Origin of the sequence: Pseudomonas sp. FP1740 (genome assembly GCF_030687165.1) — a bacterium.
GTDB lineage: Bacteria > Pseudomonadota > Gammaproteobacteria > Pseudomonadales > Pseudomonadaceae > Aquipseudomonas.
In genome coordinates this window covers 5,313,427-5,339,111 of sequence record NZ_CP117461.1, presented here as the reverse complement: position 1 = coordinate 5,339,111, position 25,685 = coordinate 5,313,427, and the positions used below count along the sequence as shown (strand labels likewise).

Here is a 25,685-nt window from a genome sequence, read left to right as displayed (position 1 = left end):
AATGGATTATCCAAAGAGCGTGGCCAGCGTCGGACTGGTCAACGGTAAGTTTGTCGATGAAAACCCGCTGACCGGCATGCCAGGGTCGTTGATCCCGGCCGCATGGGGCAATGCTGTTACGGAAGAGTTGTTGGGTGTCATCAAGGGGGCAGGGGTCGCTCCTGACGAAGTCGATTTTGGACAACTGCTGTTGGCTGTACGCAAGATCAATCAGGCAGGGTTGGTTGATTACGCATTGGATACTGGCACGGCCAACGCTTACAGTGCCAACTACAAGCCAGTGCTCCTCGAACTGGTCGATGGGCTGGTGCTGCGTTTTAAAGCGGTTCATGCCAACACCGGTGCTAGTACCTTCGCCCCGAACGGGATGGCGGCCAAGCCTATCGTAGGTGTTGACCATAACGCTGTTCAGGACGGAGAAATTACCGCGGGTGGCGATGTCTGGGTACAGTGGAACAGCTCGATTGCCGAGGGGGCGTGGGTGATGATCGCTAGCACGGGGATGATCAAGCAGACCGGCAGTGACATCGGTGACATCAAAACCGTAGCGACAGCAGAGCCACCCAAAGGCTGGCTCAAGTGCAACGGTGACATTGTCTCTCGTACACAATATGCAGCGCTGTTTGCGGCGATTGGTACGCGCTTCGGTGCTGGTAATGGCAATACAACCTTTGCCCTGCCGGATCTGCGCGGCGAATTCGTCCGTGGCTGGGATGATAGTCGTGGAATCGATTCCGCGCGGGAATTGGGTAGCGCGCAAGTTGGGCAAAACGCCTCGCATACTCACACGGCAACGACAGCAGCTGCGGGTACCCATACCCATGGCGCCTCGACAGGGGGGGCAGGTACCCACACCCATTCCGGTATTACAAATAACGCCGGGGATCACCAGCATGGCATTCTAGCCTCCGGTAACAACACATCTTACGGCCGCCAGGGCACGGGCAGCGGGCCGGGCGATTACGTCGCGCTGACCGCTGCAGCGGGCAACCATGCCCACGGTCTGGCGATCAACGCGGTGGGGGATCACGTCCATGCTGTTGCAGTAGCTGCCGTTGGCGATCATGCCCACACCGTTACCGTGGCAGCGGTCGGTGGTAATGAATCGCGTCCTCGAAACGTCGCATTGTTATATGTGATCAAGTACTGATCACAGCATCGATTTTGCGAGTTTCATCCATTAACCACAGGAGCGAGTGATGCGCTTCACCGATCAACAGTTGCGCAACATCTTCCCCAACGCCCGCTCCCAAGCGGGCGTTTTCATTGCTGCCCTCAACACCGCCATGTCCCACCGCAACATCAACACCCCGAAGCGCATCGCCGCCTTCCTCGCGCAAGTCGGCCATGAATCGGGGCAGTTGCAGTACGTACGCGAACTGGGCAGCACGCAATACCTGAGCAAATACGACACCGGCACCCTGGCCACCCGGTTGGGCAATACCCCGGAACCCGACGGCGACGGTCAAAAGTACCGTGGCCGAGGCCTGATCCAGGTCACCGGGCATAACAACTACCGTCAATGCAGTCTCGGCCTGTTTGGCGATGAACGTCTGCTGGCTCTGCCTGAATTGCTGGAGCAGCCTCAGTGGGCAGCCGAATCAGCGGCATGGTTTTGGGAACAAAACGGCCTGAATGAATTGGCCGATCGCGACCAGTTCAACAGCATCACCCGCCGTATCAACGGCGGGCTGAACGGGTTGCAGGATCGCCTGGAACTCTGGGCGCGGGCGAGGGCGGTGCTATGCCAGTCTTCGGTCTGAACGGCTGGCGATTGATCGGTCTGCTGGTGCTGGCCGGCTGTTCGGCGGCGCTGGCCTGGCAGTTTCAGGATTGGCGCTACGGCCGGCAACTGGCGGAACAGGCCAGGCTGCACGTCGAGACCCTTAATCAACTGACTTTGGCGACCGCCACCGAGCAACAGGCCGAACAAAACAGGCGTCTAGCCCTGGAGCAGCGACTGTCGGCCAGTGAACAAACCCATTATCGAGCGCTTAGCGATGCCGAACGTGATCAAGGTCGCCTGCGCGATCGTCTTGCCTCTGCTGATGTGCGCCTGTCAGTCCTCCTCGATGCCCATGACGCTGCCTCAACCTGTGCTGTGCCAGCCGCCTCCGGCGCCGGCGGCGTGGATCATGGCGCCCCGCGAGCCCGACTTGACCCGGCGCATGCTCAACGAATTATCGCCATCACCGACGCCGGTGACAGCGGATTGATTGCCTTGCAGGCCTGTCAGGCCTATGTCAGGGCTCTGGCTCACTAACATTTTGATCGATCCCGAACCTTGCAAGTGCGATTCGCTCGTGTACGGTAGGCCTCATTCCGCTCGATCAGGAGAGAGCCGTGAAAGAGATCACTCATCTGGCCGATCTACTCGGCAGACGCTTGCAGCTTCTCAATGCCCACGTCACTGCTGCCGAGTCCTGCACCGGCGGTGGGATCAGCGAGGCGATCACCCGCATTCCGGGGAGCTCGGCGTGGTTCGAGGCCGGTTATGTCACCTACTCAAACCGTCAGAAAACCCAGCAATTGAATGTCCCGGCCGAGTTGTTTTCAACCGTCGGGGCGGTCAGTCGCGAGGTGGTCGAGGCCATGGTCCGAGGCGCCCAGGAAAAAAGCCGGGCGCGTTTTGCCGTGGCGGTCAGCGGTGTGGCGGGGCCGGATGGCGGCTCGCCGAACAAGCCCGTGGGGACGGTGTGGCTGGCCTGGGGCGTCGGTGAGCAGGTATTCAGCGAGGTCCAGCACTTTGCCGGTAACCGCGACGAGGTCCGCCGACAAACGGTGAAGGCCGCGCTAGAGGGGCTGCTGCGGCATACCGCTGGAGAAATCTCAAATCAGGGGTAGGCGATCCTGAAACGCTGTGGAATAATACTGGCTACTTATACAGGTGTTGGCCGTCAGGCCTTATTGATTACGTGAGGACTTTAATGGACGACAACAAGAAGAAAGCCTTGGCTGCGGCCCTGGGTCAGATCGAACGTCAATTCGGCAAGGGTGCCGTAATGCGTATGGGCGATCAGGACCGTCAGGCGATCCCGGCCATTTCCACTGGCTCTCTGGGTCTGGACATCGCGCTCGGCATTGGCGGCCTGCCAAAAGGCCGTATCGTTGAAATCTACGGTCCTGAATCCTCCGGTAAAACCACCCTGACATTGTCGGTGATCGCCCAGGCTCAAAAAGCCGGCGCGACCTGCGCATTCGTCGACGCCGAACACGCTCTCGACCCTGAGTACGCCGGCAAACTGGGCGTCAATGTCGACGACCTGCTGGTTTCCCAGCCGGACACCGGCGAGCAGGCCCTGGAAATCACCGACATGCTGGTGCGTTCCAACGCTGTTGACGTGATCATCGTCGACTCCGTGGCCGCTCTGGTACCAAAGGCTGAAATCGAAGGCGAAATGGGCGACATGCACGTGGGCCTGCAAGCCCGTCTGATGTCCCAGGCGCTGCGTAAAATCACCGGTAACATCAAGAACGCCAACTGCCTGGTGATCTTCATCAACCAGATCCGCATGAAAATCGGCGTGATGTTCGGCAGCCCGGAAACCACCACCGGTGGTAACGCGCTGAAGTTCTACGCCTCGGTTCGTCTGGACATCCGTCGTACTGGCGCGGTGAAAGAAGGTGATGAAGTCGTCGGTAGTGAAACCCGCGTCAAAGTCGTGAAGAACAAGGTGGCTTCGCCGTTCCGTCAGGCCGAGTTCCAGATTCTTTACGGCAAGGGCATCTACCTCAACGGTGAGATGATCGACCTGGGTGTGCTGCACGGTTTCGTCGAGAAGTCCGGTGCCTGGTATGCCTACAACGGCACCAAGATCGGTCAGGGCAAGGCCAACTCGGCCAAGTTCCTGGCAGACAATCCGGAAATCGCCGCGACTCTCGAGAAGCAGCTGCGCGACAAGCTGCTGACCCCAGCACCGGACGTCAAGGCTTCGGCTGTCAGAGAGACCGAAGACGACCTGGCTGACGCTGATATCTGATCGATCCGATGACCGCCGTACTCGATACACTCGTCGCGGTGCGGCGAACCGCAATGGACCTGCTCGCGCGACGCGAGCACGGTCGAGTCGAGCTGACGCGTAAACTGCGTCAGCGCGGCGCCCCCCCTGAAATGATCGACACAGCACTCGACCGCTTGACGGAAGAGGGCTTGTTGTCCGAATCCCGTTACCTCGAAAGCTTCGTTTCCTACCGTGCCCGTTCCGGTTATGGCCCTTTGCGCATTCGCGAAGAGTTGAGCCAGCGTGGCCTGCAACGTACCGACATTGAGCTCGCCTTGCGCGAGAGTGGGATCGACTGGCAGGAGCAACTGGAAGACACCTGGCGGCGCAAATTTTCCGGGCATTTACCGATAGACGCCCGAGAACGTGCCAAACAGGGCAGGTTCCTGAGTTATCGGGGATATTCCATGGAAATGATCAGCCGCTTGTTCAGCGGCCGAGGGATGGACGATTGACTGAAACGGCTCGCTATTTCGATAGCGGGCCGTTTTTTTGCATCACGTTACCTTGGACGGTTCCCGTGTGCGCTGCTGCGCCTGGGGGCTGGACTGGGCCCAGTTTTCCGGCAGGTTGATGTAATCCACCAATTCTCGCAGACGGCCATGATCACGAGCGTTGAAGGTAAAGGACAAGCGCACCAGATGGCTGAACTGTGCTTCGTCGTGCTCCTCGCCACTGTAGGCATGCTGATGGAAATGATCGCTCAGGCACAGGTCGGCGAATGCCTCCTGCATGTGTTCAAGCGCCCGGTCGCTGAGCTTGTGGTTCATGCGAATCACGAACTGATGTTTGAGCCAGCGGCTTGAGTGGAAGTTGCTGTAGAACTGGTTGATCTGCTCCACGGCCTCTTCGGCGCTATAGACCAGGCTCAACAGCTTCATGTCGGTCGGCAGGATGTAGCGATTTTCCTCCAGTTGATGGTGAATGAAGTCCAGCGCGCCTTGCCAGAACGTGCCGCCTGGTGCATCCAGTAGCACCACGGGCACCAGCGGGCTTTTGCCGGTCTGGATCAGGGTCAGCACCTCCAGTGCTTCATCCAGCGTACCGAAACCGCCTGGGCACAGGACCAGCGCATCGGCTTCCTTGACGAAGAACAGCTTGCGGGTAAAGAAAAAGTGGAAGGGCAGCAGGTTGGCGGTGCCATTGACCGTGGGGTTGGCATGTTGCTCGAAGGGCAGGGTGATATTGAATCCCAGGCTGTGTTCCAGGCCGGCACCTTCATGGGCCGCCGCCATGATGCCGCCACCGGCACCGGTGATGACCATCAGGTCCGAGCGCGCCAAGGCGGCGCCCAGTTCTCGGGCCAGACCATATAGCGGGTGTTCTATCGGCGTGCGGGCCGAGCCGAAAACGGTAACTTTACGCCGTCCCTTGAACTGCTCCAGCACACGGAAAGCGTGCTCGAGTTCACGCAGGGTTTGCAGGGTGATCTTGGCATTCCAGCGGTTGTGATCTTCCTGGGCCATGCGCAGCACGGTCAGGATCATGTCGCGGTAAATCGGGATGTTGGGGCTGTTGGGTGAAACCAGGTTGAGTTGTTCTTCGACCTTGCTGGTGAGGTCGTGGCCGCTTTCTTGAAAATGACGGCTCAGTAGGTCATTCGGTTGGTAAGGCATTCAACTTCTCCTTCTGCACAGAACCCTCGGCCCGACAACACAATCGTCGGCGCCGCGACACCCCTTGTGTCGCTGTCTGCCCAAGCCCATGCCCGGGCGCTCTACTTGACTCGGTTGCAATCGAGCCATCCATACGGGCTCTGCTTATCCCTTGAATGAAAGAAACGTTCGCACAATAAGACACCGTAATGGGCAGCCCCTTTTCTGCCCTCAAAAAAACAACATGAACACTTTGAATTTAGACCCTCGCAACGATTTGCGCTGGCTTGATCATTGCGCCGCAAAGTCTTTCGTGGCAACCGCTTATTGACGATTTGCAAGGTGCTTTCACCGCTCGTCTGAACGCAAGCCGCATGTCCCGCGCTCTGATTTACTAAGTTACAGGCGTGACACGACAATTTTGCGTTAACGACAGGACGCAACATTCAAGCAATTCAGGGATTTATCGCGTGATCAACGGCGATCAATGCATGCAGGGAGGCGGGAAACCATGCCCAGAGTGACTCTGGAGATCGATGCGCAACTGTATCGATTGCTGAAAGCATCGGCCGAGACCCATCATTTGAGTCTCGAAGAAGAGTGCTGCCGACGTCTGGAGGGTGGGGAGCGACGTTCGCGTTATTTGCAGGCGCTGTTGGCAGAGCTGCGCGCCGAGGATGAACAGCGGCGCGCCAATGCCAGGTAATTACTTCTTCTTCGCGGGAGTCTCTTTCGGGCAGTCCGAGTCCTGGAAGCTGGCGGAGCCGACCGGACGGTTGGTCTTCACCTCGGTGAAGTCGTAACGCATGATCGCGCCCTTGGCCATCAGCTTGCGGAACCCTGGGTTTCTGCACACGGAGGCGCCAAGCTGGAAGTACACCGCTTTGGGATCGGCGCGCATTTTTTCGGCGTGGCTGCTTTGCACGCTCAAGTGGTTGATCAGCACTTTTCCTTCGGCGGTGTAGCCCTGATCAAGAATGTCTTCGTTGATCGCCCTTGGAGTGCCAACGCTGCTTTGTACGGCGACGTTTCGCAGCTCTCTGTTGAGATTCTGCTCACTCAAGGATGCAGCCTGAGCGCTAAAGGACGACGCCAGCAAAATGGCAGCGGTGGGAACGATAAGGCGCAGCATGAAACTCTCCTGGTTCAGTGACTGGTGGTTCGACCAGGCACATGACTGTGCGTTCAGTGGCGGCGAATTATAGGGGAGGAGGTCTGAGCGGTACAGGCTTGCACCGGCTGCTCTGATAAACTGCCGCGACTTTTTGCTCTTGCGAGTGTTTTTCGTGTCGATTTTCCATCCACTACGGTGCTGCCTGCGATGAACCCTGTCACCCCGCGCTTTGCCGCAAACGCCGTCGCCCGCTTGCGCGATCAGCGAGAGGAGGAGGGCATCAAGCCGATTCAGGCCCGTGGCTGGCGTGCACCGCGTTGCCGTGCCTGCCGCGTGATCGAGAGCCATTGTCTGTGCGCCTGGCGCCCGCAGGTCGAAACCCGCAGCGGCGTGTGCCTGATCATGACCAACAAAGAAGTGTTCAAGCCAAGCAACACCGGTTGGCTGATCGCTGATGTGGTGCGCGACAATCATGCATTCATCTGGTCTCGCACTGAAGTCGATGAACAACTGCTGGTGCTGTTGGCCGATCCGCAATGGCAACCGTACCTGGTGTTTCCGGGCGAATACGTCGAACCCGAGCGAGTTACCCACAGTGTCGCAGTCGATAGCACCAAGCGCCCGCTGTTCATTCTGCTGGACGCCACCTGGACCGAAGCCCGAAAGATCTTTCGCAAGAGCCCGTATTTTGATCGCTTGCCGATCTTGAGCCTGCTGCCCGAAAAACTGTCACGTTATCGACTGCGCCGTTCCACCCGTAGCGAACATTTATGCACCGCTGAAGTGGCTGCACTGTGTCTCGATCTGGCCGGTGATACCGAGGCCGCGTCAGCGCTGGACGCTTATTTTGACGTGTTCAGTCAGCATTATCTGGACGCGAAAAACCAGCTGGACATGAACCTCGCCACACCGGCCCACGCCGAGCTGATGCCGTTTGTTCATAACGACGTCCCCGCCATGTTCTGATTGTCGCCCATACTGCAAAGAACTGTACCGGTTATGTATCTTGACCACCCCGGTTTCGCTGGGCATGCTTGGCGCCGATTGGGGCGCGGCCATCGTTTGATACGCCGTATTTTTACGTGAATAGCCATGTGATTGGCGTTGAACGTGCCCTGTTGGTGCATCTGCGTGGCTGCACCTGGAGTTGTTTGAAAAACAGGATCATTTGAAAAATGGCCACATACGAAATCCTGATTGCCGATGACCACCCTCTTTTTCGTAGTGCCTTGCATCAAGCGTTGACCCTGGGCCTGGGCCCGGATGTCCGGCTGGTGGAAGTGGCGAGCATTGCCGAGCTGGAAAACCGTCTGACCGAAAAGGCCGATTGGGACCTGGTGTTGTTGGACCTGAACATGCCAGGGGCCTACGGTTTTTCCGGGCTGGTGCTGTTGCGTGGTCAGTACCCGCAGATTCCGGTGGTGATGGTGTCGGCGCAGGAAGAAGCGTCGATCATGGTGAAGTCCCGTGAATTCGGCGCCAGCGGTTTCATTCCCAAGTCCAGTGACTTGAGCGTCATTCAAAAAGCCGTACGCGCAGTGCTCGATGGTGATGTTTTCTGGCCGCCCCAGGCCTTCGAAGCCGTCAGCGTTTCCGACGAAGCCAAGGCGGCCAGTGAAGGCCTGGCCAGCCTGACGCCCCAGCAGTTCCGGGTGTTGACCATGGTCTGTGAAGGTTTGCTGAACAAACAGATCGCTTATGAATTGAGCGTTTCCGAAGCGACGATCAAGGCCCACGTCACGGCGATTTTCCGTAAGCTGAATGTACGCACCCGCACTCAGGCGGCGCTGCTCTTGCAACAACTTGAGTCAATTTCGAGCCACTAAGGCGTTACATGTTCACGCTTTTTTGACCTTGCTTGATCTAGCTTTCCCACTTCTTTTTGGTCAGTTGCTTACTCTATGTCACCTTTCAAAGGCCAGACCGGCCTAAAACGCATTCTTAACGCCTCCGGCTATTCCCTGGACGGTCTGCGCGCGGCCTTCACCGGCGAGGCGGCCTTCCGGCAACTGGTGTTGCTCAATGCCGTCCTGATTCCGCTGTCGTTCTTCCTGAATGTCAGCCGTGTCGAGCAGGCGCTGCTGATTGCAGTCTGCCTGTTGGCGTTGATCGTCGAATTGCTCAACTCGGCGGTGGAAGCGGCCATCGACCGCATTTCCCTGGAGTTGCACCCTCTGTCCAAGAACGCCAAGGACATGGGCAGTGCCGCTCAACTCGTGGCATTGAGCATGATCGCGCTGGTATGGGCGGTGATCCTGCTTTAAGCGATGGCAGGCAGAACGATCTCGTCGCTGCGCTGAACCCCGGCGGTGAAGGCGCGGCACAGTTCGAGGAACTCGCGCATCGCCGATGTCTGATATTTCTGTTTGTGCCAGATGAAATAGAACTGCCGCGCCAGGTCCAGATCCGGTGTTTCTACCGGCACCAGGCTGCCACGACGGAACGCATCGCGCAGCGCCAGGCGCGAAATGCAGCCAATCCCCAACCCTGACTCCACCGCGCGCTTGATCGCTTCGGTGTGTTCCAGTTCCAGGCGAATGTTCAGCGCGCTGCGGTGGTGACGCATGGCCTGGTCAAAGGTCAGCCGCGTGCCAGAGCCTTGTTCTCGGAGAATCCACGCCTCATGACTCAGCTCCTCCATGGTGGCAATACCGCGTTGAGCCAGCGGATGCTGGGGCGCGCAGAACACCACCAGTTCATCTTCGACCCAGCTCTGCACTTCGATGTCCGGATGGCTGCAGTCGCCTTCGATTAGACCCAGATCAATTTCATAGTGAGCCACCTGTTGCACGATGTTGGCGGTGTTCTGCACATGCAGCTTCACCTGGCTTTCCGGATGGCGCTGCATGAAGCTGCCGATCAGCAGGGTGGCCAGGTAATTGCCGATGGTCAGGGTCGCGCCGACCGCCAGGGAGCCGAAACCGGACTTGCCGTTAAGCAAGTCTTCGATTTCCTTGGCCTGATCAAGCAGGGCCACCGCTTGCGGCAACAGCTGCTTGCCGAGGGCGTTGAGGCTTAGCCGTTTGCCAGCGCGATCGAACAGCTGACAGCTGCACTGGCGCTCCAGCTCGGTGATCGAGGTGCTCGCCGCCGATTGCGAGAGGTTGAGCAGGCCCGCGGCACGGGATACGCTTTCCTGCTGGGCGACGGCGACGAATACTTGAAGTTGACGGAGAGTAAATCGCATATCGATATAACCGATAACCCTTATCTTAATAATCCATTTAACAGATATTGTCGCTGCCATTAGAATGCGATGCAATTGTGCACATCATTGGCGCAGGCAAAATCTCCAGGAGTCCCACGTACATGAGCAACATGAACCACGAGCGTGTCCTCAGTGTTCATCACTGGAACGACACTCTGTTCAGCTTCAAGTGCACCCGCGATCCGGGCCTGCGCTTCGAGAACGGTCAGTTCGTGATGATCGGCCTGCAACAGCCCAACGGCCGGCCGCTCATGCGCGCTTACTCGATTGCCAGCCCGAACTGGGAAGAGCATCTCGAGTTTTTCAGCATCAAAGTGCCTGATGGCCCGCTGACTTCCCAGTTGCAGCATTTGAAGGAAGGCGACGAGATCATCATCAGCAAGAAGCCTACCGGCACCCTGGTGCTGGATGACTTGAAGCCTGGCAAGCATTTGTACCTGCTCAGCACCGGTACCGGTCTGGCGCCGTTCATGAGCGTCATCCAGGACCCGGAAACCTACGAGCGTTTCGAAAAGGTGATCCTGTGCCACGGCGTGCGTTACGTCAACGAAGTCGCTTACCGCGAATTCATCACCGAGCACCTGCCGCAGAACGAGTTCTTCGGTGAGGCCCTGCGTGACAAGTTGATCTACTACCCGACCGTGACCCGCGAGCCGTTCGAAAACGAAGGCCGCCTGACCGACTTGATGCGCAGTGGCAAGCTGTTCAGCGACATCGGCCTGCCGCCGATCAACCCGCAGGACGACCGCGCCATGCTGTGCGGCAGCCCGAGCATGCTCGACGAGACCAGCGAAGTGTTGAACAGCTTCGGCCTGACCGTTTCGCCGCGGATGCGCGAGCCGGGTGATTACCTGATCGAGCGGGCGTTCGTCGAGAAGTAAGAACACCGCATCACTGAAAAGCCCCCATTGCCTGTGCAGGCAATGGGGGCTTTTTTATGCGGGACGCAATCGCCTAGGCGTTGGACACGGGGATGACTTCGAGAACGCGGATAAGCCCGGCTTCCGGGTAATGCCAGCGCACATCCAGATCCCAGAACTGCGCGCCGTATTCGCGCTCAGGCGTAGGAATCTGGTACGCCGGGCGTGGGTCTTGTGCCAGGCATTGCTCGATCAGCTCGACCAGGGGCTCGCCAAGCCGCTGAGCGTGGCCGTGGGCCTGTTGCAGGGCCGAGTCCGTCCACTGCACGGGAATCAGCAGCGGCGGGGCGCTGGCGATGCTGTTGGACGCCGTGTCGATGATGTCGGCGTAGGGCACGTAGGGTTTGATGTCGAGAACCGGGGTGCCGTCCAGCAAGTCGATGCCGGAGATCCACAGCCGATTGGCTTCGACCTTGTCCAGCTTGACCACCGACTGGCCGATGCCGTTGGGGCGATGCGTCGCGCGGGTGGCGAACACGCCCATGGATTTGTTACCGCCCAGACGCGGCGGGCGAACTTTGAGGCGTGGCTTTTCTTCCAGCGCTTGATGGAACAGGAACAACAGCCACACATGACTGACCTGCTCCAGCCCCTGCACCGCATCACCCTGATCGAACGGCGCCACCAGCTCCAGTACGCCCCGAGCGGCTGGGGCCAGTTGCGGTTGACGCGGAATGGCGAACTTCTCCTTGAAGCAGGAGCGCACGAAGCCGATGGGGGAAACGCTGTAGGTCATGGTCTGGGGTCAAAGCGATTTGAGGGTCAGCATGATAACCCACCCAAAGATCGTTCCCACGCTCTGCGTGGGAATGCCTCAATGGACGCTCTGCGTCCGCTCTTGGGACGCGGAGCGTCCCCGGTTGCATTCCCACGCAGAGCGTGGGAACGATCATCGGGAAGAGTTCAGAGACTAAACCCACCATCCAAAGGAATGACATTCCCGGTCATATACGCCCCGGCCGTACTCGCCAGGCTGATCGCCAGCGCCGCCATTTCTTCCTCCCGGCCCCAGCGCTTCATCGGAATCAACGCCGTGTCTTCGGCCAGCGCCTGTTCATCGTTGCCAATGTGCTGAGTCATCTTGCTCGGGAAGCGCCCTGGGGCAATCACGTTGACGTTGATGTGCTGGCTCACCAGTTCCCGCGCCAGAATCCGCGACAGTTGGTGCAGGGCGGCTTTGCTCGGGCCGTAGGCATACGCCTGTTCGCCGAAGGAAGAAATCCCGGCCACCGAACCGATATTGATGATCCGTGCCGGATTCGCCGGCGAACCGGCCTTGCGCAGCAACGGCAGACATTGCTGGATGCAGTTGAACACCGAGGTCACGTTGAGCTGCATGACTTTTTCCCAGCCCTTGACCGGGTAACTCTCCAGCGGCGCACCCCAGGTGGTGCCGGCGTTGTTTACCAGAATATCCAGCTGGTCGATCTGTTCGCTCAAGTGCGCAGCCAGCTGCTGAACGCCTTCTTCATGCGCCAGGTTGGCGGCCACGGCATGGCAAACCCCGAAAGCACTCAGTTCATCGGCTGTCTGCTGGCAGGCTTCGGCGTCCCGGGCGCATACGTACACGGTGGCGCCGGCCTCGACATAAGCCTTGGCGATCATTTTGCCGATACCGCGGGTGCCACCGGTCACCAGAGCGGTGCGGCCTTGCAGAGAGAAGTAGGGATGCATGGCGAGTCCTGAGAGCTGAGGGTCAATACACCCTAGTCTTCAGCTGCCGGAAGCGGAGCCACTATTTTTGCGCGGAATGAACATCTATATAGATTGGTCTGCGACCGCTCTTGCAGGAGCCGGCTTGCTGGCGATGGCGTTCTCAAGATCGCCATCGCCAGCAAGCCGGCTCCTACAGGGCGCGCGGCGCGATTTACTGCGGACGCACGCGCAGGGTCAGGCCCTTGAGGAAGTTGCGCAGCAACTGGTCGCCGCACGGGCGATAGTTGGTGTGGCCGAACTTGCGGAACAGCGCGCTCAGCTCAGGCTTGGACACCGGGAACTCGGCGGCCTTGAGGATGGCGTGCATGTCGTCTTCCTTCAGTTCGAAGGCGACGCGCAGTTTCTTCAGGATGATGTTGTTGGTGACCGGCACTTCGATCGGCTGCGGCGGACGGCTTTCGTCCTTGCCACGCTTGAAGATCACCAGACCGTCGAGGAAATGCGCCATGACTTCGTCCGGGCAACGTACGAAACCTTCCTCGTCTTCTTCTTTCTTGTCGAGGTACGTCACCAGGTCTTCCAGCGTGACGTCCATGCCGCCGAGCTTGATGATCTCGATGACTTTCTTGTCGCTGATGTCGAGCATGTAGCGCACGCTACGCAGTACGTCGTTATGAATCATGTGTGCAGTCCTGATATTTCGCTGTGGGCGCCGCATGAAGCTGCGGCGCCGAAATGTATGGCGGCGGGAAAAGCCTTAGAACTTCTCTTTGCCGGACAGGTAGCGCCATTGCCCCAACGGCACTTTGCCGATGGACACACCGCCGATGCGGATGCGGCGGATGGCGACGACCTTCAGGCCGACGGCCTGGCAGAACAGGGCAATCACACCCGGTTGCGGGTTTTTCATGGCAAAGCGCAGACGGTTTTCGTTCTGCCAGCTGGCCTTGACCGGCGGCAGTTCCTTGCCCTTGTACGTCAGGCCGTGGTTCAGGCGGTTGAGGCCGTGAGCCACCATGTCGCCTTCGACCTCGACCACATATTCCTGCTCGATCTTGCTGGCATCGGCGGTGAGTTTGCGCAGAATCTTCCAGTCCTGGGTGAACACCAGCAGACCGCTGGCGTTGGCCTGCAGGTCGGCGCTGGCGGTCAGGCGCAGGAAGTGGCCCTTGAGCGGACGTTTGCCGTAGCGGTGTTCTTCGCTCAGGGTCGCGGCGCTGAGGGTCGCCATGGCGCTGTCCGCGTCCATGCCCGCCGGGACGTTCATCAGGATGGTCACCGGCTCCGGCGCAGTGGCCTTGGCCTCTGGGTCGAGCTCGACTTTCTGGGTGTCCACCTTGAACTGCGGCTCGTCGATGACTTCACCGTCGACGGTGACCCAGCCGCCCTCGATGAACAGCTCAGCCTCCCGACGGGAGCAGCCGACGAGTTCGATGAGGCGTTTGGAGAGACGAATCGGGTCAGTCATGACAGGGCCGTAACAAAAAAGGGGTGGGCATTGTACCTGCTGGGCGCGGGTTAATCGCGAGTCCATTTGCCTCATGTGTTTTTATGTGGGAGCGGGCTTGCTCGCGAAGGCAGTAGTTCAGTCAATTTATCTGTTGAATGACACACCGCATTCGCGAGCAAGCCCGCTCCCACATTTGTCCCGCGTTGTGTCAGCCATGCTGTGAACGTTGCTGGTTTTGGCGCAAACGCATATGCAGCAACGGATAAGGCTGCCCCATGCCGTCATGCTCCGAACGACCAATCACCTCGAAGCCCTGCTTGAAGTAAAAACCCAGGGCCTGTGGGTTCTGCTCGTTGACGTCCAGCTCATCGGCGTTCAGGTGTTCCAGGGCATAGCGCAGTAATTGCTTGCCCAGGCCTTGGCCACGGTGATCCGGATCGATGAACAGCATTTCGATCTTGCCCGCCGCCACGCCGGCGAACCCGGTGATGCGCTGGCGCGAGTCTTTGGTGCAGATCAGCATGACGGCGTCGAGGTAGCGGGTCAGGACCAGGTTCTTCAGCAGTTCGATGTAGCTGTCGGGCAGAAAGTCATGGGTAGCGCGCACCGAGGCTTCCCACACGTGGGTGAGTTCTTCGTAGTCGCTCTGTTTCGGTGTGTAAATGACCGAATGTTGGCGCATGGCCGCTTGCTCCTTCTGTTAAGAGCCGTTCCCGTCAGGCTGCGAGTTTTTTCTCCCACAAAACGATAGACGTAAAAAAGCCCCGCATCTCGTCAAGAGAGCAGGGCTTTTCGTATTTTTTGCGTTTAGATCTGTTCAGCCCACAGGTCGTATTCGTCGGCGTCAGTCACTTTGCACCAGACCTTGTCGCCCGGCTTCAGGTTGCTGCCGTTGTCGATGAACACGTTGCCGTCGATTTCCGGGGCATCGAAGAAGCAGCGGCCGACCGCGCCTTGCTCGTCGACTTCGTCCACCAGTACTTCGATCTCACGGCCAATGCGCATTTGCAGGCGTGCCGAGCTGATGGCCTGCTGGTGCGCCATGAAGCGATCCCAGCGGTCTTGCTTGACGTCGTCCGGAACGATCTCCAGGTCCAGATCGTTGGCCGGTGCGCCTTCGACCGGCGAATACTGGAAGCAGCCGACGCGGTCCAGCTGGGCTTCGGTCAGCCAGTTCAGCAGGTACTGGAAGTCTTCTTCGGTTTCGCCGGGGAAGCCGACGATGAAGGTCGAACGGATGATCAGGTCCGGGCAGATTTCGCGCCAGTTCTTGATGCGGGCCAGGGTCTTGTCTTCGAAAGCCGGGCGTTTCATGGCTTTGAGGACTTTCGGGCTGGCGTGCTGGAACGGGATGTCCAGGTACGGCAGGATCTTGCCGGCGGCCATCAGCGGGATCAGCTCGTCGACGTGCGGGTATGGGTAAACGTAGTGCAGGCGCACCCAGACACCGAGGGTGCTCAGGGCTTCGCAGAGTTCGGTCATGCGGGTTTTCACCGGCGCGCCGTTCCAGAAACCGGTGCGGTATTTCACGTCGACGCCGTAGGCGCTGGTGTCCTGGGAAATCACCAGCAGCTCTTTGACGCCGGACTTGACCAGGCGCTGGGCCTCGTCAAGTACATCACCGACCGGGCGGCTGACCAGTTTGCCGCGCATCGACGGGATGATGCAGAAGCTGCAGCTGTGGTTGCAGCCTTCGGAAATCTTCAGGTAGGCGTAGTGGCGCGGGGTCAGTTTGATCCCTTGCGGCGGCACCAGGTCGATCAGCGGGTTGTGGTCCTGGCGCGGCGGCACGACGTCGTGCACGGCGTTGACCACTTGCTCGTACTGCTGCGGACCGGTCACGGCCAGCACACTCGGGTGCACGTTACGGATATTGCCTTCTTCGACGCCCATGCAGCCGGTCACGATGACCTTGCCGTTTTCCTTGATGGCTTCGCCGATCACTTCCAGGGACTCAGCCTTGGCCGAGTCGATGAAGCCGCAGGTATTGACCACCACGACGTCGGCGTCCTGATAAGTGGACACAACGTCATAGCCTTCCATGCGCAGCTGGGTAAGGATGCGCTCGGAGTCGACCAGTGCTTTCGGGCAACCCAGGGATACGAAGCCAACCTTTGGATTGGCCGGCGCAGGAGTGGTGGACATGTCTAACCTCGGTATTTGTGACGCCTCCAGCCGATGACGGCAAGGCGACAGACGGGCGCTATGTTGCACCCTCTGGTCAAAAAGTGCGCAATTCTAACGATGGGCGGCGCACTTGACCAGCTTTATGCAGGGAAATACGACGAGTGCTGCGCTATGCTTCGCGCCTTTACGCTTTACCGATTTTTTACAGTCAATAAATCGTCTGTAACAACAAGTAAAACAGTGCATGCTGCACCACAAATCATAGTGCTTCTTTGAAGAAGCCCGGATCTGAGTAGTAGGAGTGATGGATGGGGCAGGCAAGTAGTCAGGCGATAGCCGGCGGACATTCGGCGGCGAAGCCGATCAGCATGCTGGTTGCGGCGGTCGGAGTGGTTTATGGCGACATCGGCACGAGCCCGTTGTACACCCTAAAAGAAGTGTTTTCCGGTGGCTATGGCGTGCCCGTCAACCATGACGGCGTGCTGGGCATTCTGGCGCTGATCTTCTGGTCGCTGATCTGGGTCGTGTCGATCAAATACATGATGTTCGTGCTGCGTGCCGACAACCAGGGCGAAGGCGGGATCATGGCCTTGACCGCGCTGGCACGACGAGCGGCGGGGGGGCATGCAAAATTGCGCACGCTGCTGGTGGTCTGCGGGCTGATCGGCGCGGCGCTGTTCTACGGCGACAGCATGATCACCCCGGCGATTTCCGTGCTGTCGGCGATTGAAGGGCTGGGGTTGGCTTTCGAAGGCATCGACCATTGGGTGGTGCCACTGTCGCTGGTGGTGCTGGTGGCACTGTTTCTGATTCAGAGTCACGGCACGGCGCGGATCGGCATTCTGTTCGGGCCGATCATGGTCACCTGGTTTCTGGTGCTCGGCGCGCTGGGCGTGTATGGCATCAGCCAGCATCCGGAAGTGTTGCAAGCGATAAACCCGGCGTGGGGCGTACGCTTCTTCATGGACCACCCAGGCATGGGCGTTACGATTCTTGGCGCCGTGGTGCTGGCGTTGACCGGTGCCGAGGCGCTGTACGCGGACATGGGCCACTTCGGCCGCAAGCCGATCGCTCGGGCCTGGTTCATCCTGGTGCTGCCTGCACTGGTACTGAACTACTTCGGTCAGGGCGCATTGCTGCTCGGTGATCCGGAAGCCGCCCGCAACCCGTTCTATCTGCTGGCGCCAAGCTGGGCACTGATCCCGTTGGTCGCTTTGTCGACCATGGCCACGGTGATTGCCTCGCAAGCGGTCATCTCCGGTGCGTTCTCCCTGACCCGCCAGGCGATCCAGCTCGGCTACATTCCGCGCATGCGCATTCAGCACACCTCCAGTGCCGAGCAAGGGCAGATTTACATCGGCGCGGTGAACTGGGCGCTGATGGTCGGCGTGATCCTGCTGGTACTGGGCTTCGAGTCCTCCGGCGCCCTGGCCTCGGCCTACGGCGTGGCGGTGACCGGGACCATGCTGATGACCACGATTCTGGTGTCGGCGGTGATGCTGCTGCTGTGGAAGTGGCCACCGGTTCTTGCGGTCCCGGTGTTGCTCGGCTTCCTGTTGGTGGACGGTCTGTACTTCGCCGCCAACGTGCCAAAAATCGTTCAGGGTGGCGCGTTCCCGGTGATCGCCGGTATCGCACTGTTCGTCCTGATGACCACCTGGAAACGCGGCAAGCAACTGCTGGTCGATCGCCTGGACGAAGGCGGACTGCCGCTGCCGATCTTCATCAGCAGTATCCGCGTGCAACCGCCGCATCGGGTCCAGGGCACCGCTGTGTTCCTTACCGCTCGCCCGGATGCCGTGCCCCACGCGCTGTTGCACAACCTGCTGCATAACCAGGTGCTGCACGAGCAAGTGGTGTTGCTGACAGTGGTGTACGAAGACATCCCGCGCGTCCCGCCGCAACGACGTTTCGAGGTCGATTCCTACGGCGAAGGCTTCTTCCGGGTAATCCTGCACTTCGGTTTCACCGACGAGCCGGACGTGCCGCAAGCGCTGAAACTGTGTCATCTCGATGATCTGGACTTCAGCCCGATGCGCACCACGTACTTCCTCAGCCGCGAGACGGTCATCGCCTCCAAGCTCGAAGGCATGGCCCGTTGGCGCGAGGCGTTGTTCGCCTTCATGCTGAAGAACGCCAATGGCAACCTGCGTTTCTTCAATCTGCCGCTGAACCGGGTGATTGAACTGGGTACCCAGGTCGAGATGTAAGCCCCCATGAAAAAGCCCCCGTTACCATGAAGGTAGCGGGGGCTTTTTTGTGTCTGTTGTATCGTCCTGAATAAGGTTTACACCTGTTTCAGGACTAGACAAGCAATCGGTCACTCAGACCTGCGGGTCGCCCACGTGCAGGATCTTCATGCCGTTGGTACCGCCGGTGGTGTGGTAGCTGTCGCCCTTGGTCAGGATCACCCAGTCACCTTTCTGCACGACGCCACGCTTGACCAGCTCGTCGATGGCTTTCTGGCTGACTTCGTTCGGTGCCAGCGAGGCCGGGTCGAACGGAACGGTGTACACGCCACGGAACATCGCTGCGCGGGCCTGGGCTTCGCGGTGCGGGGTGAACGCGTAAATCGGCACCGACGAGCGGATACGCGACATGATCAGCGGGGTGTAGCCGCTTTCGGTCAGCGCTATGATCGCTTTCACGCCCGGGAAGTGGTTGGCGGTGTACATGGTTGCCAGCGCGATGCTCTCGTCGCAGCGCTCGAATTCCTTACCGATGCGGTGGCTGGAGGTCTTGCTGGTCGGGTGCTTTTCAGCGCCGATGCAGATGCGCGCCATGGCTTGCACCGCTTCCAGCGGGTACAGGCCAGCAGCACTTTCGGCCGAGAGCATCACGGCGTCGGTGTAGTCGAGCACGGCGTTGGCTACGTCGGACACTTCGGCGCGGGTCGGCATCGGGTTCTGGATCATCGACTCCATCATCTGGGTCGCGACGATCACGGCCTTGTTGTGGCGACGTGCGTGCAGAATGATTTTCTTCTGAATGCCCACCAGCTCGGCGTCGCCGATTTCCACGCCCAGGTCACCACGGGCAACCATCACCGCGTCGGAAGCCTTGATCAGGCCGTCGAGGGTTTCGTCGTCGGCCACGGCTTCGGCGCGTTCAATCTTCGCCACCAGCCAGGCAGTACCGCCGGCTTCGTCGCGCAGTTGACGGGCGTATTCCATGTCGGCAGCGTCACGCGGGAAGGACACCGCGAGGTAGTCGACTTCCATTTCGGCGGCGAGCTTGATGTCGGCCTTGTCTTTCTCGGTCAGGGCCGGCGCCGTCAGGCCACCACCGCGACGGTTGATGCCTTTATGGTCGGACAGCGGGCCGCCGATTGTCACGGTGCAATTCAGTTCGGTGGCGGTGGCGGTATCGACGCGCATCACCACGCGGCCGTCGTCGAGCAGCAGCTCGTCGCCCACGCCGCAGTCTTTCACCAGGTCCGGGTAGTCGATGCCGACCACTTGCTGGTTGCCTTCGGTCAGCGGATGGCTGGTGGAAAAGGTGAATTGATCACCGATCTTCAGCTCGATCCGCTTGTTGGCGAATTTGGCGATACGGATTTTCGGGCCTTGCAGGTCACCCAGCAGGGCGACGAAGCGGCCGTGCTTGGCAGCGAGGTCACGCACCAGCTTCGCGCGAGCCTTGTGCTCGTCGGGGGTGCCGTGGGAGAAGTTCAGGCGGGCGACGTCCAGGCCAGCCAGAATCAGCTGTTCGAGAACTTCCGGCGAGTTACTGGCCGGGCCAAGGGTAGCGACGATTTTGGTACGACGGACGGACATGCAAAGACTCCTGAGTTCAAGCGCTAGCAGAGGCTACTATGGTCTTTGGGTGTAGTCATTGTTCGTTTGCACTACTTATTGCTTTCTTTATTGAACGTGACAACTTTGCAGCACGCCATCCTGAAGATTTCCGACAACGGGTCGATACAGAGCGCAAGACAGGAGATCCCCCCATGCGATTCGTGCCCATTGCCGCCCTTGCCCTCAGCGTCCTCAGCGTCACGGGCTGCACCCGTTGGTCGATGGACCATCATTTGAACAATGCCTACAGCGCCTACGAACGCGGTAACTGCGAACAGGTGATGCTCGAACTGTCCAAGGTCGATCGTGAAAGTCGTTCCCGTCGCTACGTACAGCCGGAAGTGTCGATGATGCGTGGCCAGTGCCTGGAACGGCAGAAGCTGTTTATTGATGCGGCCCAGACCTACCAGTACATCATCGCGGCCTACCCGCAAAGCGAATACGCCTATCGCGCCCGCGCCCGTCTGGAAACCTTGCAGAGCCTGGGCCATTACCCGACGCGCAGCGCAGCGGCCGTGCGCCCGACGCAGTTCTGATGGCCGTTGTCATGCAACGGCTGGCCGCCCGGCGGTGGTGAGCTATAGTCGAATGGATCGGTCTTAGAGCCTTGCCTCTAAACCGAGGTGATACCTGTGATCGGCAGCAGTAAGCGTCAGCGTGGTAAGGACTGACGCACCAGGATCGGGGAGAGCGCGCCCAGGCTTATCAAGCAGCCGGCACGTTCCGAAGCATTAGTGCGGCCCTGCTTAAGGGCCTTGCTGGGCCATTTGCGCATGTTTACCGACCGCCGGATCGAGCGGCATCAACTGCCGTATTTTCTGAAAGTGTTCAACAGCGTCACCGACAAACCCATCGGCTTTCTGGGCAACTTGTCCAGCGACGGGCTGATGCTCATCAGCCAGTTGCCGATGATGGTGGGCGTCGATTTTGACCTGCGATTGAAAATCCCCGCCAGCGACGGCTGCCAGCAGGTCATTGACCTGAAGGCGTGTTGTCTATGGTGCCATGAAGACGCCACGCCCCACCATTACGACGCTGGGTTCAGCTTGCAACGGGCACCGCCGGAGTATGGGCAATTGGTGGAGGCGTTGAAGCAGTACTTCAGTTTTCAGCCGTTGCCTGCTTCGGCCTGAAGTTCTGTGGTGCCTGTACTGACGCCTTCGCGAGCAAACCCGCTCCCACAGGGTTATTCGGTGAACACAAAACCTGCGTTCAACTCGAAACCTGTGGGAGCGGGCTTGCCCGCGAAGACGTCAGCCCAGGCGCCAGCTATTTAAGCCCCGGCCACCTTGATCGCCTTCTCGTTATCCAGCGACCGCTCCACCAGCATCAACCCCAACTCACTCATCCGGTAAATCGCCATGGCCAGATGCCGCGGCTTGTCGTCCAGGCTTTCCGCCAGGTCGAGCAGCAGAATGCTGACCGTCGAAAAGGTTTCGTAGGTTTCGATGGTCAAGGCTTCGGGGTTGGCATCAGGGACAACGGCGAACATTTTCATGGCACGGTCCTGGGATGAGCGCGGCGGGGCGGTGTCGGGTTTGAGGTAGTGATCGAGGGCCTTTTCGGCGGCTTCGTGGAGCTTTCTTGAATCGAGGGTGGCGTAGGGGGAAACCGGGTCGGTTTCTGGGGGATTTGGTGTTGCTTTGAACATAAACGTAAATCCTCTAATGGGGCTGCCACCGTCTCGCGACTAAACGAGGGGGTGGCGGCTGTACGCAGGTTAGTCGACCGGGAGGATTACGAAAAAACCGGCGCGCCCGAGGGCGCCCTGCGCACAGCCACCATCGAGTGCGGGGATAGGGAATACCCGACTGGATGACGCTTATGCACCTTCCGCAATACCTACCCGGGCGACTAAACCCGATCGCTGATTGGCAGCGACGCGGATCAAGTTACGGGGCAAGGCCAAGGCGCACAAGCCGGCGGATTCTGGCGGATGTGTAGTCCGTTGCGCAAGGCGCTGTAGTCACTTGCCCAAGCCTTTGAAGGTCACGGTGAACGTGCAAGTGTGGGGCTGTACCGTTCGTCGAAACTGTCAGATTTTACAGGTAGGCAGCGCCCCGTTAGCGACGTAGAAAAGAGCATTGGTTTATTCAACGGTCGGCGGCGGCGAGGGCGGGATCATGTCAGAAGATGAAAGCAAGTTTAGCGATGTTGAAGGTATCGAGAATGATGAAGAGCATATCGAGGATGGGAATCACGATGTTTTCATGGAGAGGAGTCCCTTGCCTGTCATAGATAACAAGTCAACTTTTACTAGATTGATTACTGGAACGGGTGGTGGTTTTAGTTCTCTGACGATGATAAAGCCTAATACTGGTGAGATCTATAGTTATACTGTGTGGAAGGCCGAGAATAGGTGGTCGCTTCTTATACGTGAGAATGTTCTCCCCGGGCGATATACCATGCAAGTTGAGCAAGTCATCGAAAATGAGCCTGTCCGATATTCTGCCGAAAAAAACTTTCTATATCTGAGCTATCCGAAAATCACTAAGCCTAGAAATAATGAGGTCATCAAATCTAGTTCGGAAGTGGAAGTCAGTGGTAACTTTGGAGCGCCAAATCAAGTTATTGAGCTCAGGAATGAAGATAAAACCAAGCAACTTGGATCGACTGCTGTAGATCCCGACGGTAACTGGAGAATAAAGTTTAATGCCGAAGTCCAGTATCCCGGCGGTGGTTTGCAAACGCTCCATGTGCGGCACATCGAATCAGGTGACGAAGCATGGAGTACAATATCAATGTTTCTGCTCGCAAAACCGGTTATCACCGGCCCCGGTGGTGAACTTCAAGAATCACCATTCGCCCTCGCAGGAAATCGTGGTAATGCAAGTTCCATACTTAAAATATTAATAGATCCGTCCTTAGTTCAAGTGGGCGGAACTCACTCGCTGGGGGGGAGTTTATGGTCCGAATGGGCTACGGTGGAACCTGGAGAGGTGAAACTCGTCGTTGTCCAGGAACGAGCCGGGGTGGAATCGGAACGCAGCATACCTCGCCAATTCAAGATCCGACCTGCCCGAGTATCGAATATCTCCGCCACTGTGAACTCTCCTATGGTGGTCTTCAAGGGCGATGGATATCTGGGGGCTAGCGTAAAGTCCGAGATAGCAAACGTGAATCCCCATCCAACCCCCGTCTTCGTAGGGGCGAGCGGCTGGGAACTGCCGCCCGTTAAAATGGTTCCAAGTGGTGCTCCACAGGTTTGTTCCTTCCTTCAATCCTTTAGGGGGATTGAATCCTTGAATGTGAATCATCAGATTATGGTGCCTACCCCGGTCCCGACAGGCGCGTTGTTCTCTTTAAATGGCAATGTTCCGGTGTTTGATGGCACTTCTTATTACTGGCCGGGCTATGTGGCGACTGTTACGGTCTATATAAATGGGAGTGAATGGGAGTCGGCAACAGTATCAACTAATGCTACATGGAGAACCCCGGGAAGAAAGGAACTTGCCCCGGGCAGTCATACGCCACGGGTTCGGCTGTTGGTCAACCAACAATGGTCCGGCTATAGAGATCTTTCGCAGCTTATCGTCAAGCCTAAAGCGCCGGACGGCATTGAAGTTACCGCTGATGGTTTTGCCCCGAATATCAAAGGCAAGTGCTGGCCTTTGGCGACGCTTTCCCTTAAATACAGTGACGAAACCACACTCCACCCGATAAGCGGGACTGCGGGCGGAGCGTGGTCAACTCGCCGTACTAAACCGTTCACCCCGGGCAATCACACGTTCACCGTCACACAAACTTTTGGCGGACAAACGTCCCCGGCCACTGCAGAGATCAAATTCAATATCGCCACACCGAAACCCGTAATCAAATCCCCGTCGCCTAACAGCGAAGCGAACCTGCGACCAACCGTAATCGTCTCCAATGTTTACCTCGATGCTGTCATCAAAATCTATGACGCCCGGATTGCTGGCAAGGTGTTGGGTCAGCACACTGTGACCAAAGACGAAGCCGATAAAGGTGAGTGCTCAATCCTCTTGGCAGAGGAGTTTGCCATCGAGGGCAGTCAGACCATCAAGGTCGAGCAGGAATACAAAGGTCAGAAATCTGACCCAAGCGCTGATCTGAGTTTCAATGTGAGGCTGTCCAAGCCTTTGGTTGATCAGCCGCAAGCAACGAAGTCAATCGAGCGATTCGCCGAGTATTCCGGCACCGGTTGGCCCAAGTCGAATATTACCCTGACCCGGGTAGGCGTCCCGGGCTGGGTCAAAGAGGTAGAGGTCGATTCACTGGGCAACTGGAAGGTACGGGTTCTGGTGCATGAAGTCGGTCCCCAAACCTTGGCGATCACACAGCAATACAAAACCTTCACGCGCGCGGGTGATGACCGGCATTACGTCGTGCGGCCGAATGTTGCTGTGCTCGAGACACCTGCAAAGGATGAGCGCTTGGCATCGCTGCGGATGTTTTCGGGGCACGGATATCCCGGCGATACCGTCTCCGTGGTTAAAAAAGATAGCCCAACCGACATTTTCGGCACTGTCGAAGTATCGGATCAAGGCACTTGGTCCTTTCGCTCGGAATACACTTTTCCCATTGGACACGACCTTCAGGCGACCCTCAAGCAGGAGCGCGATGGATACTCCTCCGACCCCTCGTACCATACGGTTCATGTGCTCAGTGCGGGGCCGTCGATCTACGAACCCGCGTCAGGCGACTGGGGCGGGATCTACCCTTGGGTGTCCGGTCAGGATGAACCCGGAGCGAAAATCACAGTGGCCTCGGTATTCGACGCCCTAGAGGTGCTGGCGCCAGTGACTACTGTCGATGAGTCTGGCCGTTGGCGTGTGCAGCTCAACAAGGCACTGCCCGTCGGGCCTAACTGGGTACAGACACGGGCCAGTCGGCCACAGCCGGATGGCAAGGCGGATGTGCTTTCCGATTGGGTGCGTAGTGAGCGGTTTTTTGTAGAAAAAATGTCCGCAGACTTTGAATCCCCAAGGGTGACGTTACCGCTAAACAACGGCGAAGTGGGATTAGAACCTGTGCTGCGAGGTTTGGGCCTGCCAGGGGCGAGAATATCCATTGTCGCTGCCGGCCCTGATGCCATTTCAGCCACTGCTTGGGTTGACCGCTTCGGTCGCTGGACGGCTCGCTTCGATAAAGCGCTGCCGGTTGGTAACGGTAGGACGAGTTATTCCATTCACCAGTCGAGAGACGGGGTGTTGTCCAGCTACTTGTCGCCCAATCGCTCGTTCAAGGTGATCCAGGTCCCGGACGGTTTCCCGGCCCCTGTCATCGTCGGTCCTGAACCAGATGATGGCGTTGACCAGCGATTCTGGCTCCGCGGAACGGCCCTGCCCGGTGCACGTGTCAATGTGTACCGAAATGCGGGTGATCTGTTTGCCACCACCGAGGCGGATGCCGCCGGTCAATGGCAAGTCTGTAGCAATCGGGTTTTGTCTGTAGGGGACTTTATCTTCAAGGCCCGGCAAACGCGGGATGGCAAAGAATCCCAATGGAGTTCGACGATCACCGTGAAGGTCAGTGAAACCGTGTCCCGGCCCATGCCAGATACTCCCGAGAACCTCACCCAGATCACCCCGGTTACGAAGGTGTCCGGCCTCGGTTATCCCGGCGCGACGGTGACATTGCATCGGACCAATGATCCCAATACTTCCTGGGGGGCCGGTAAGGTAGACGAGGACGGATATTGGGACATCTTGACCGAGCCCTTGCCGTTAGGGCTATTCAAAATGACCGGTAAACAGGTCATCGACGGCAAACCGCAGAGTGACTGGATGCTGGAGCGCAGTTTCTACGTGGTTGACGCGGGCTAGTCCGGCTCTCGCAGATCGCCTCTCATATTTC

26 protein-coding genes are annotated in these 25,685 nt (G+C 58.5%); 15 read left to right on the top strand and 11 right to left on the bottom strand.

Translation table 11 applies throughout. From position 1 onward, the window contains the following. Position 1: 1 nt before the first annotated feature. From PSH69_RS23885 to recX, 6 genes are all read left to right on the top strand, one after another. A complete protein-coding gene (locus PSH69_RS23885; protein ID WP_305410016.1) occupies positions 2–1,150 on the top strand; it encodes a phage tail protein in 1,149 nt (382 codons plus the stop codon). Between the two features lie 49 nt (positions 1,151–1,199). Continuing rightward, positions 1,200–1,763, top strand: a complete 564-nt coding sequence (locus PSH69_RS23880) for a glycoside hydrolase family 19 protein (protein ID WP_305410015.1) — start codon at positions 1,200–1,202, stop codon at positions 1,761–1,763. After that, a complete protein-coding gene (locus PSH69_RS23875) occupies positions 1,745–2,263 on the top strand; it encodes a lysis system i-spanin subunit Rz (RefSeq protein ID WP_305410014.1) in 519 nt (172 codons plus the stop codon). The genes PSH69_RS23880 and PSH69_RS23875 overlap by 19 nt, the downstream gene beginning before the upstream one ends. 80 nt (positions 2,264–2,343) lie before the next feature. Beyond that, positions 2,344–2,844, top strand: coding sequence for a CinA family protein (locus tag PSH69_RS23870; RefSeq protein WP_019647843.1), 501 nt, complete (start codon positions 2,344–2,346; stop codon positions 2,842–2,844). Between the two features lie 83 nt (positions 2,845–2,927). After that, positions 2,928–3,980, top strand: a complete 1,053-nt coding sequence (recA, locus tag PSH69_RS23865) for a recombinase RecA (RefSeq protein ID WP_007940559.1) — start codon at positions 2,928–2,930, stop codon at positions 3,978–3,980. A gap of 8 nt (positions 3,981–3,988) precedes the next feature. Further along, complete coding sequence (gene recX / locus PSH69_RS23860; protein ID WP_026286484.1) at positions 3,989–4,456, top strand: recombination regulator RecX; 468 nt, start codon at positions 3,989–3,991, stop codon at positions 4,454–4,456. A gap of 42 nt (positions 4,457–4,498) precedes the next feature. Here recX and PSH69_RS23855 read toward each other — a convergent pair whose 3' ends face one another. Beyond that, positions 4,499–5,617, bottom strand: coding sequence for a TIGR00730 family Rossman fold protein (locus PSH69_RS23855; RefSeq protein WP_305410013.1), 1,119 nt, complete (start codon positions 5,615–5,617; stop codon positions 4,499–4,501). Between the two features lie 490 nt (positions 5,618–6,107). Between PSH69_RS23855 and PSH69_RS23850 the strand changes: the two genes are divergently transcribed. Beyond that, complete coding sequence (locus tag PSH69_RS23850) at positions 6,108–6,302, top strand: hypothetical protein (RefSeq protein ID WP_018926957.1); 195 nt, start codon at positions 6,108–6,110, stop codon at positions 6,300–6,302. Here PSH69_RS23850 and PSH69_RS23845 read toward each other — a convergent pair whose 3' ends face one another. Continuing rightward, complete coding sequence (locus PSH69_RS23845; RefSeq protein WP_018926956.1) at positions 6,303–6,728, bottom strand: PA3611 family quorum-sensing-regulated virulence factor; 426 nt, start codon at positions 6,726–6,728, stop codon at positions 6,303–6,305. It abuts the gene before it with no gap. Positions 6,729–6,917: 189 nt separating this feature from the next. On the opposite strand from PSH69_RS23845, the gene PSH69_RS23840 reads away from it, so the two are divergent. The 3 genes from PSH69_RS23840 (at position 6,918) to PSH69_RS23830 (ending at position 8,974) form a co-directional block, all read left to right on the top strand. Next, positions 6,918–7,676: a tRNA-uridine aminocarboxypropyltransferase gene (locus PSH69_RS23840; RefSeq protein ID WP_305410012.1), complete on the top strand. Its 759-nt coding sequence runs from the start codon at positions 6,918–6,920 to the stop codon at positions 7,674–7,676. 209 nt (positions 7,677–7,885) lie between these two features. Next, positions 7,886–8,536 carry a response regulator transcription factor ErdR gene (gene erdR, locus PSH69_RS23835; protein ID WP_019647846.1) on the top strand — a complete coding sequence of 217 codons (651 nt, stop codon included), beginning with the start codon at positions 7,886–7,888 and terminating at the stop codon, positions 8,534–8,536. 75 nt (positions 8,537–8,611) lie between these two features. Then, positions 8,612–8,974: a diacylglycerol kinase gene (locus PSH69_RS23830; RefSeq protein WP_105340328.1), complete on the top strand. Its 363-nt coding sequence runs from the start codon at positions 8,612–8,614 to the stop codon at positions 8,972–8,974. Here PSH69_RS23830 and PSH69_RS23825 read toward each other — a convergent pair. Further along, a complete protein-coding gene (locus PSH69_RS23825) occupies positions 8,971–9,897 on the bottom strand; it encodes a LysR family transcriptional regulator (RefSeq protein ID WP_018926952.1) in 927 nt (308 codons plus the stop codon). The genes PSH69_RS23830 and PSH69_RS23825 overlap by 4 nt on opposite strands. Positions 9,898–10,019: 122 nt before the next feature. On the opposite strand from PSH69_RS23825, the gene fpr reads away from it, so the two are divergent. After that, on the top strand, positions 10,020–10,799 hold the full coding sequence (gene fpr, locus PSH69_RS23820) for a ferredoxin-NADP reductase (protein ID WP_002554680.1): 780 nt from the start codon (positions 10,020–10,022) through the stop codon (positions 10,797–10,799). Between the two features lie 73 nt (positions 10,800–10,872). Here fpr and tsaA read toward each other — a convergent pair whose 3' ends face one another. The 6 genes from tsaA to rimO form a co-directional block, all read right to left on the bottom strand. Beyond that, positions 10,873–11,574, bottom strand: coding sequence for a tRNA (N6-threonylcarbamoyladenosine(37)-N6)-methyltransferase TrmO (tsaA, locus tag PSH69_RS23815; RefSeq protein WP_305410011.1), 702 nt, complete (start codon positions 11,572–11,574; stop codon positions 10,873–10,875). Between the two features lie 167 nt (positions 11,575–11,741). Further along, positions 11,742–12,512 carry an SDR family oxidoreductase gene (locus tag PSH69_RS23810; protein ID WP_305410010.1) on the bottom strand — a complete coding sequence of 257 codons (771 nt, stop codon included), beginning with the start codon at positions 12,510–12,512 and terminating at the stop codon, positions 11,742–11,744. A 193-nt stretch (positions 12,513–12,705) separates the two neighbouring features. Then, entirely contained in the window at positions 12,706–13,176 is a 471-nt protein-coding gene (locus PSH69_RS23805) for a DUF1456 family protein (RefSeq protein ID WP_018926949.1), read from the bottom strand. Between the two features lie 75 nt (positions 13,177–13,251). Beyond that, positions 13,252–13,962: an rRNA pseudouridine synthase gene (locus tag PSH69_RS23800; RefSeq protein ID WP_019580978.1), complete on the bottom strand. Its 711-nt coding sequence runs from the start codon at positions 13,960–13,962 to the stop codon at positions 13,252–13,254. A 190-nt stretch (positions 13,963–14,152) separates the two neighbouring features. Then, the gene (locus tag PSH69_RS23795; protein WP_305410009.1) at positions 14,153–14,626 is read right to left on the bottom strand and encodes an acetyltransferase; all 474 of its coding nucleotides are present in this window, start codon (positions 14,624–14,626) and stop codon (positions 14,153–14,155) included. A 125-nt stretch (positions 14,627–14,751) separates the two neighbouring features. Next, positions 14,752–16,089, bottom strand: a complete 1,338-nt coding sequence (gene rimO, locus PSH69_RS23790; protein WP_018926946.1) for a 30S ribosomal protein S12 methylthiotransferase RimO — start codon at positions 16,087–16,089, stop codon at positions 14,752–14,754. A gap of 290 nt (positions 16,090–16,379) precedes the next feature. On the opposite strand from rimO, the gene PSH69_RS23785 reads away from it, so the two are divergent. Next, positions 16,380–18,281, top strand: a complete 1,902-nt coding sequence (locus tag PSH69_RS23785) for a potassium transporter Kup (RefSeq protein ID WP_305410008.1) — start codon at positions 16,380–16,382, stop codon at positions 18,279–18,281. 114 nt (positions 18,282–18,395) lie between these two features. On the opposite strand, the gene pyk is transcribed toward PSH69_RS23785, so the two are convergent. Continuing rightward, positions 18,396–19,847, bottom strand: a complete 1,452-nt coding sequence (gene pyk / locus PSH69_RS23780) for a pyruvate kinase (protein WP_018926537.1) — start codon at positions 19,845–19,847, stop codon at positions 18,396–18,398. Positions 19,848–20,020: 173 nt separating this feature from the next. Here pyk and PSH69_RS23775 point away from each other — a divergent pair, with 173 nt between their 5' ends. Continuing rightward, a complete protein-coding gene (locus tag PSH69_RS23775; protein ID WP_305410007.1) occupies positions 20,021–20,404 on the top strand; it encodes a tol-pal system YbgF family protein in 384 nt (127 codons plus the stop codon). Positions 20,405–20,641: 237 nt separating this feature from the next. Beyond that, complete coding sequence (locus PSH69_RS23770) at positions 20,642–21,001, top strand: PilZ domain-containing protein (RefSeq protein WP_305410006.1); 360 nt, start codon at positions 20,642–20,644, stop codon at positions 20,999–21,001. Positions 21,002–21,141: 140 nt separating this feature from the next. Here PSH69_RS23770 and PSH69_RS23765 read toward each other — a convergent pair whose 3' ends face one another. Then, a complete protein-coding gene (locus tag PSH69_RS23765; RefSeq protein WP_018926534.1) occupies positions 21,142–21,519 on the bottom strand; it encodes a DUF6124 family protein in 378 nt (125 codons plus the stop codon). A gap of 472 nt (positions 21,520–21,991) precedes the next feature. Here PSH69_RS23765 and PSH69_RS23760 point away from each other — a divergent pair, with 472 nt between their 5' ends. Beyond that, the gene (locus PSH69_RS23760; RefSeq protein ID WP_305410005.1) at positions 21,992–25,654 is read left to right on the top strand and encodes a carboxypeptidase-like regulatory domain-containing protein; all 3,663 of its coding nucleotides are present in this window, start codon (positions 21,992–21,994) and stop codon (positions 25,652–25,654) included. The last annotated feature ends 31 nt before the right edge of the window (positions 25,655–25,685 follow it).

What these genes read in the sequence shown, in the direction of transcription:
- PSH69_RS23885 (WP_305410016.1), top strand. Translation starts at nt 2, where the DNA reads ATGGATTATCCAAAGAGCGTGGCCAGCGTCGGACTGGTCAACGGTAAG.
- PSH69_RS23880 (WP_305410015.1), top strand. Translation starts at nt 1,200, where the DNA reads ATGCGCTTCACCGATCAACAGTTGCGCAACATCTTCCCCAACGCCCGC.
- PSH69_RS23875 (WP_305410014.1), top strand. Translation starts at nt 1,745, where the DNA reads ATGCCAGTCTTCGGTCTGAACGGCTGGCGATTGATCGGTCTGCTGGTG.
- recA (WP_007940559.1), top strand. Translation starts at nt 2,928, where the DNA reads ATGGACGACAACAAGAAGAAAGCCTTGGCTGCGGCCCTGGGTCAGATC.
- recX (WP_026286484.1), top strand. Translation starts at nt 3,989, where the DNA reads ATGACCGCCGTACTCGATACACTCGTCGCGGTGCGGCGAACCGCAATG.
- PSH69_RS23855 (WP_305410013.1), bottom strand. Translation starts at nt 5,617, where the DNA reads ATGCCTTACCAACCGAATGACCTACTGAGCCGTCATTTTCAAGAAAGC.
- PSH69_RS23850 (WP_018926957.1), top strand. Translation starts at nt 6,108, where the DNA reads ATGCCCAGAGTGACTCTGGAGATCGATGCGCAACTGTATCGATTGCTG.
- PSH69_RS23845 (WP_018926956.1), bottom strand. Translation starts at nt 6,728, where the DNA reads ATGCTGCGCCTTATCGTTCCCACCGCTGCCATTTTGCTGGCGTCGTCC.
- PSH69_RS23840 (WP_305410012.1), top strand. Translation starts at nt 6,918, where the DNA reads ATGAACCCTGTCACCCCGCGCTTTGCCGCAAACGCCGTCGCCCGCTTG.
- erdR (WP_019647846.1), top strand. Translation starts at nt 7,886, where the DNA reads ATGGCCACATACGAAATCCTGATTGCCGATGACCACCCTCTTTTTCGT.
- PSH69_RS23830 (WP_105340328.1), top strand. Translation starts at nt 8,612, where the DNA reads ATGTCACCTTTCAAAGGCCAGACCGGCCTAAAACGCATTCTTAACGCC.
- PSH69_RS23825 (WP_018926952.1), bottom strand. Translation starts at nt 9,897, where the DNA reads ATGCGATTTACTCTCCGTCAACTTCAAGTATTCGTCGCCGTCGCCCAG.
- fpr (WP_002554680.1), top strand. Translation starts at nt 10,020, where the DNA reads ATGAGCAACATGAACCACGAGCGTGTCCTCAGTGTTCATCACTGGAAC.
- tsaA (WP_305410011.1), bottom strand. Translation starts at nt 11,574, where the DNA reads ATGACCTACAGCGTTTCCCCCATCGGCTTCGTGCGCTCCTGCTTCAAG.
- PSH69_RS23810 (WP_305410010.1), bottom strand. Translation starts at nt 12,512, where the DNA reads ATGCATCCCTACTTCTCTCTGCAAGGCCGCACCGCTCTGGTGACCGGT.
- PSH69_RS23805 (WP_018926949.1), bottom strand. Translation starts at nt 13,176, where the DNA reads ATGATTCATAACGACGTACTGCGTAGCGTGCGCTACATGCTCGACATC.
- PSH69_RS23800 (WP_019580978.1), bottom strand. Translation starts at nt 13,962, where the DNA reads ATGACTGACCCGATTCGTCTCTCCAAACGCCTCATCGAACTCGTCGGC.
- PSH69_RS23795 (WP_305410009.1), bottom strand. Translation starts at nt 14,626, where the DNA reads ATGCGCCAACATTCGGTCATTTACACACCGAAACAGAGCGACTACGAA.
- rimO (WP_018926946.1), bottom strand. Translation starts at nt 16,089, where the DNA reads ATGTCCACCACTCCTGCGCCGGCCAATCCAAAGGTTGGCTTCGTATCC.
- PSH69_RS23785 (WP_305410008.1), top strand. Translation starts at nt 16,380, where the DNA reads ATGGGGCAGGCAAGTAGTCAGGCGATAGCCGGCGGACATTCGGCGGCG.
- pyk (WP_018926537.1), bottom strand. Translation starts at nt 19,847, where the DNA reads ATGTCCGTCCGTCGTACCAAAATCGTCGCTACCCTTGGCCCGGCCAGT.
- PSH69_RS23775 (WP_305410007.1), top strand. Translation starts at nt 20,021, where the DNA reads ATGCGATTCGTGCCCATTGCCGCCCTTGCCCTCAGCGTCCTCAGCGTC.
- PSH69_RS23770 (WP_305410006.1), top strand. Translation starts at nt 20,642, where the DNA reads ATGTTTACCGACCGCCGGATCGAGCGGCATCAACTGCCGTATTTTCTG.
- PSH69_RS23765 (WP_018926534.1), bottom strand. Translation starts at nt 21,519, where the DNA reads ATGTTCAAAGCAACACCAAATCCCCCAGAAACCGACCCGGTTTCCCCC.
- PSH69_RS23760 (WP_305410005.1), top strand. Translation starts at nt 21,992, where the DNA reads ATGTCAGAAGATGAAAGCAAGTTTAGCGATGTTGAAGGTATCGAGAAT.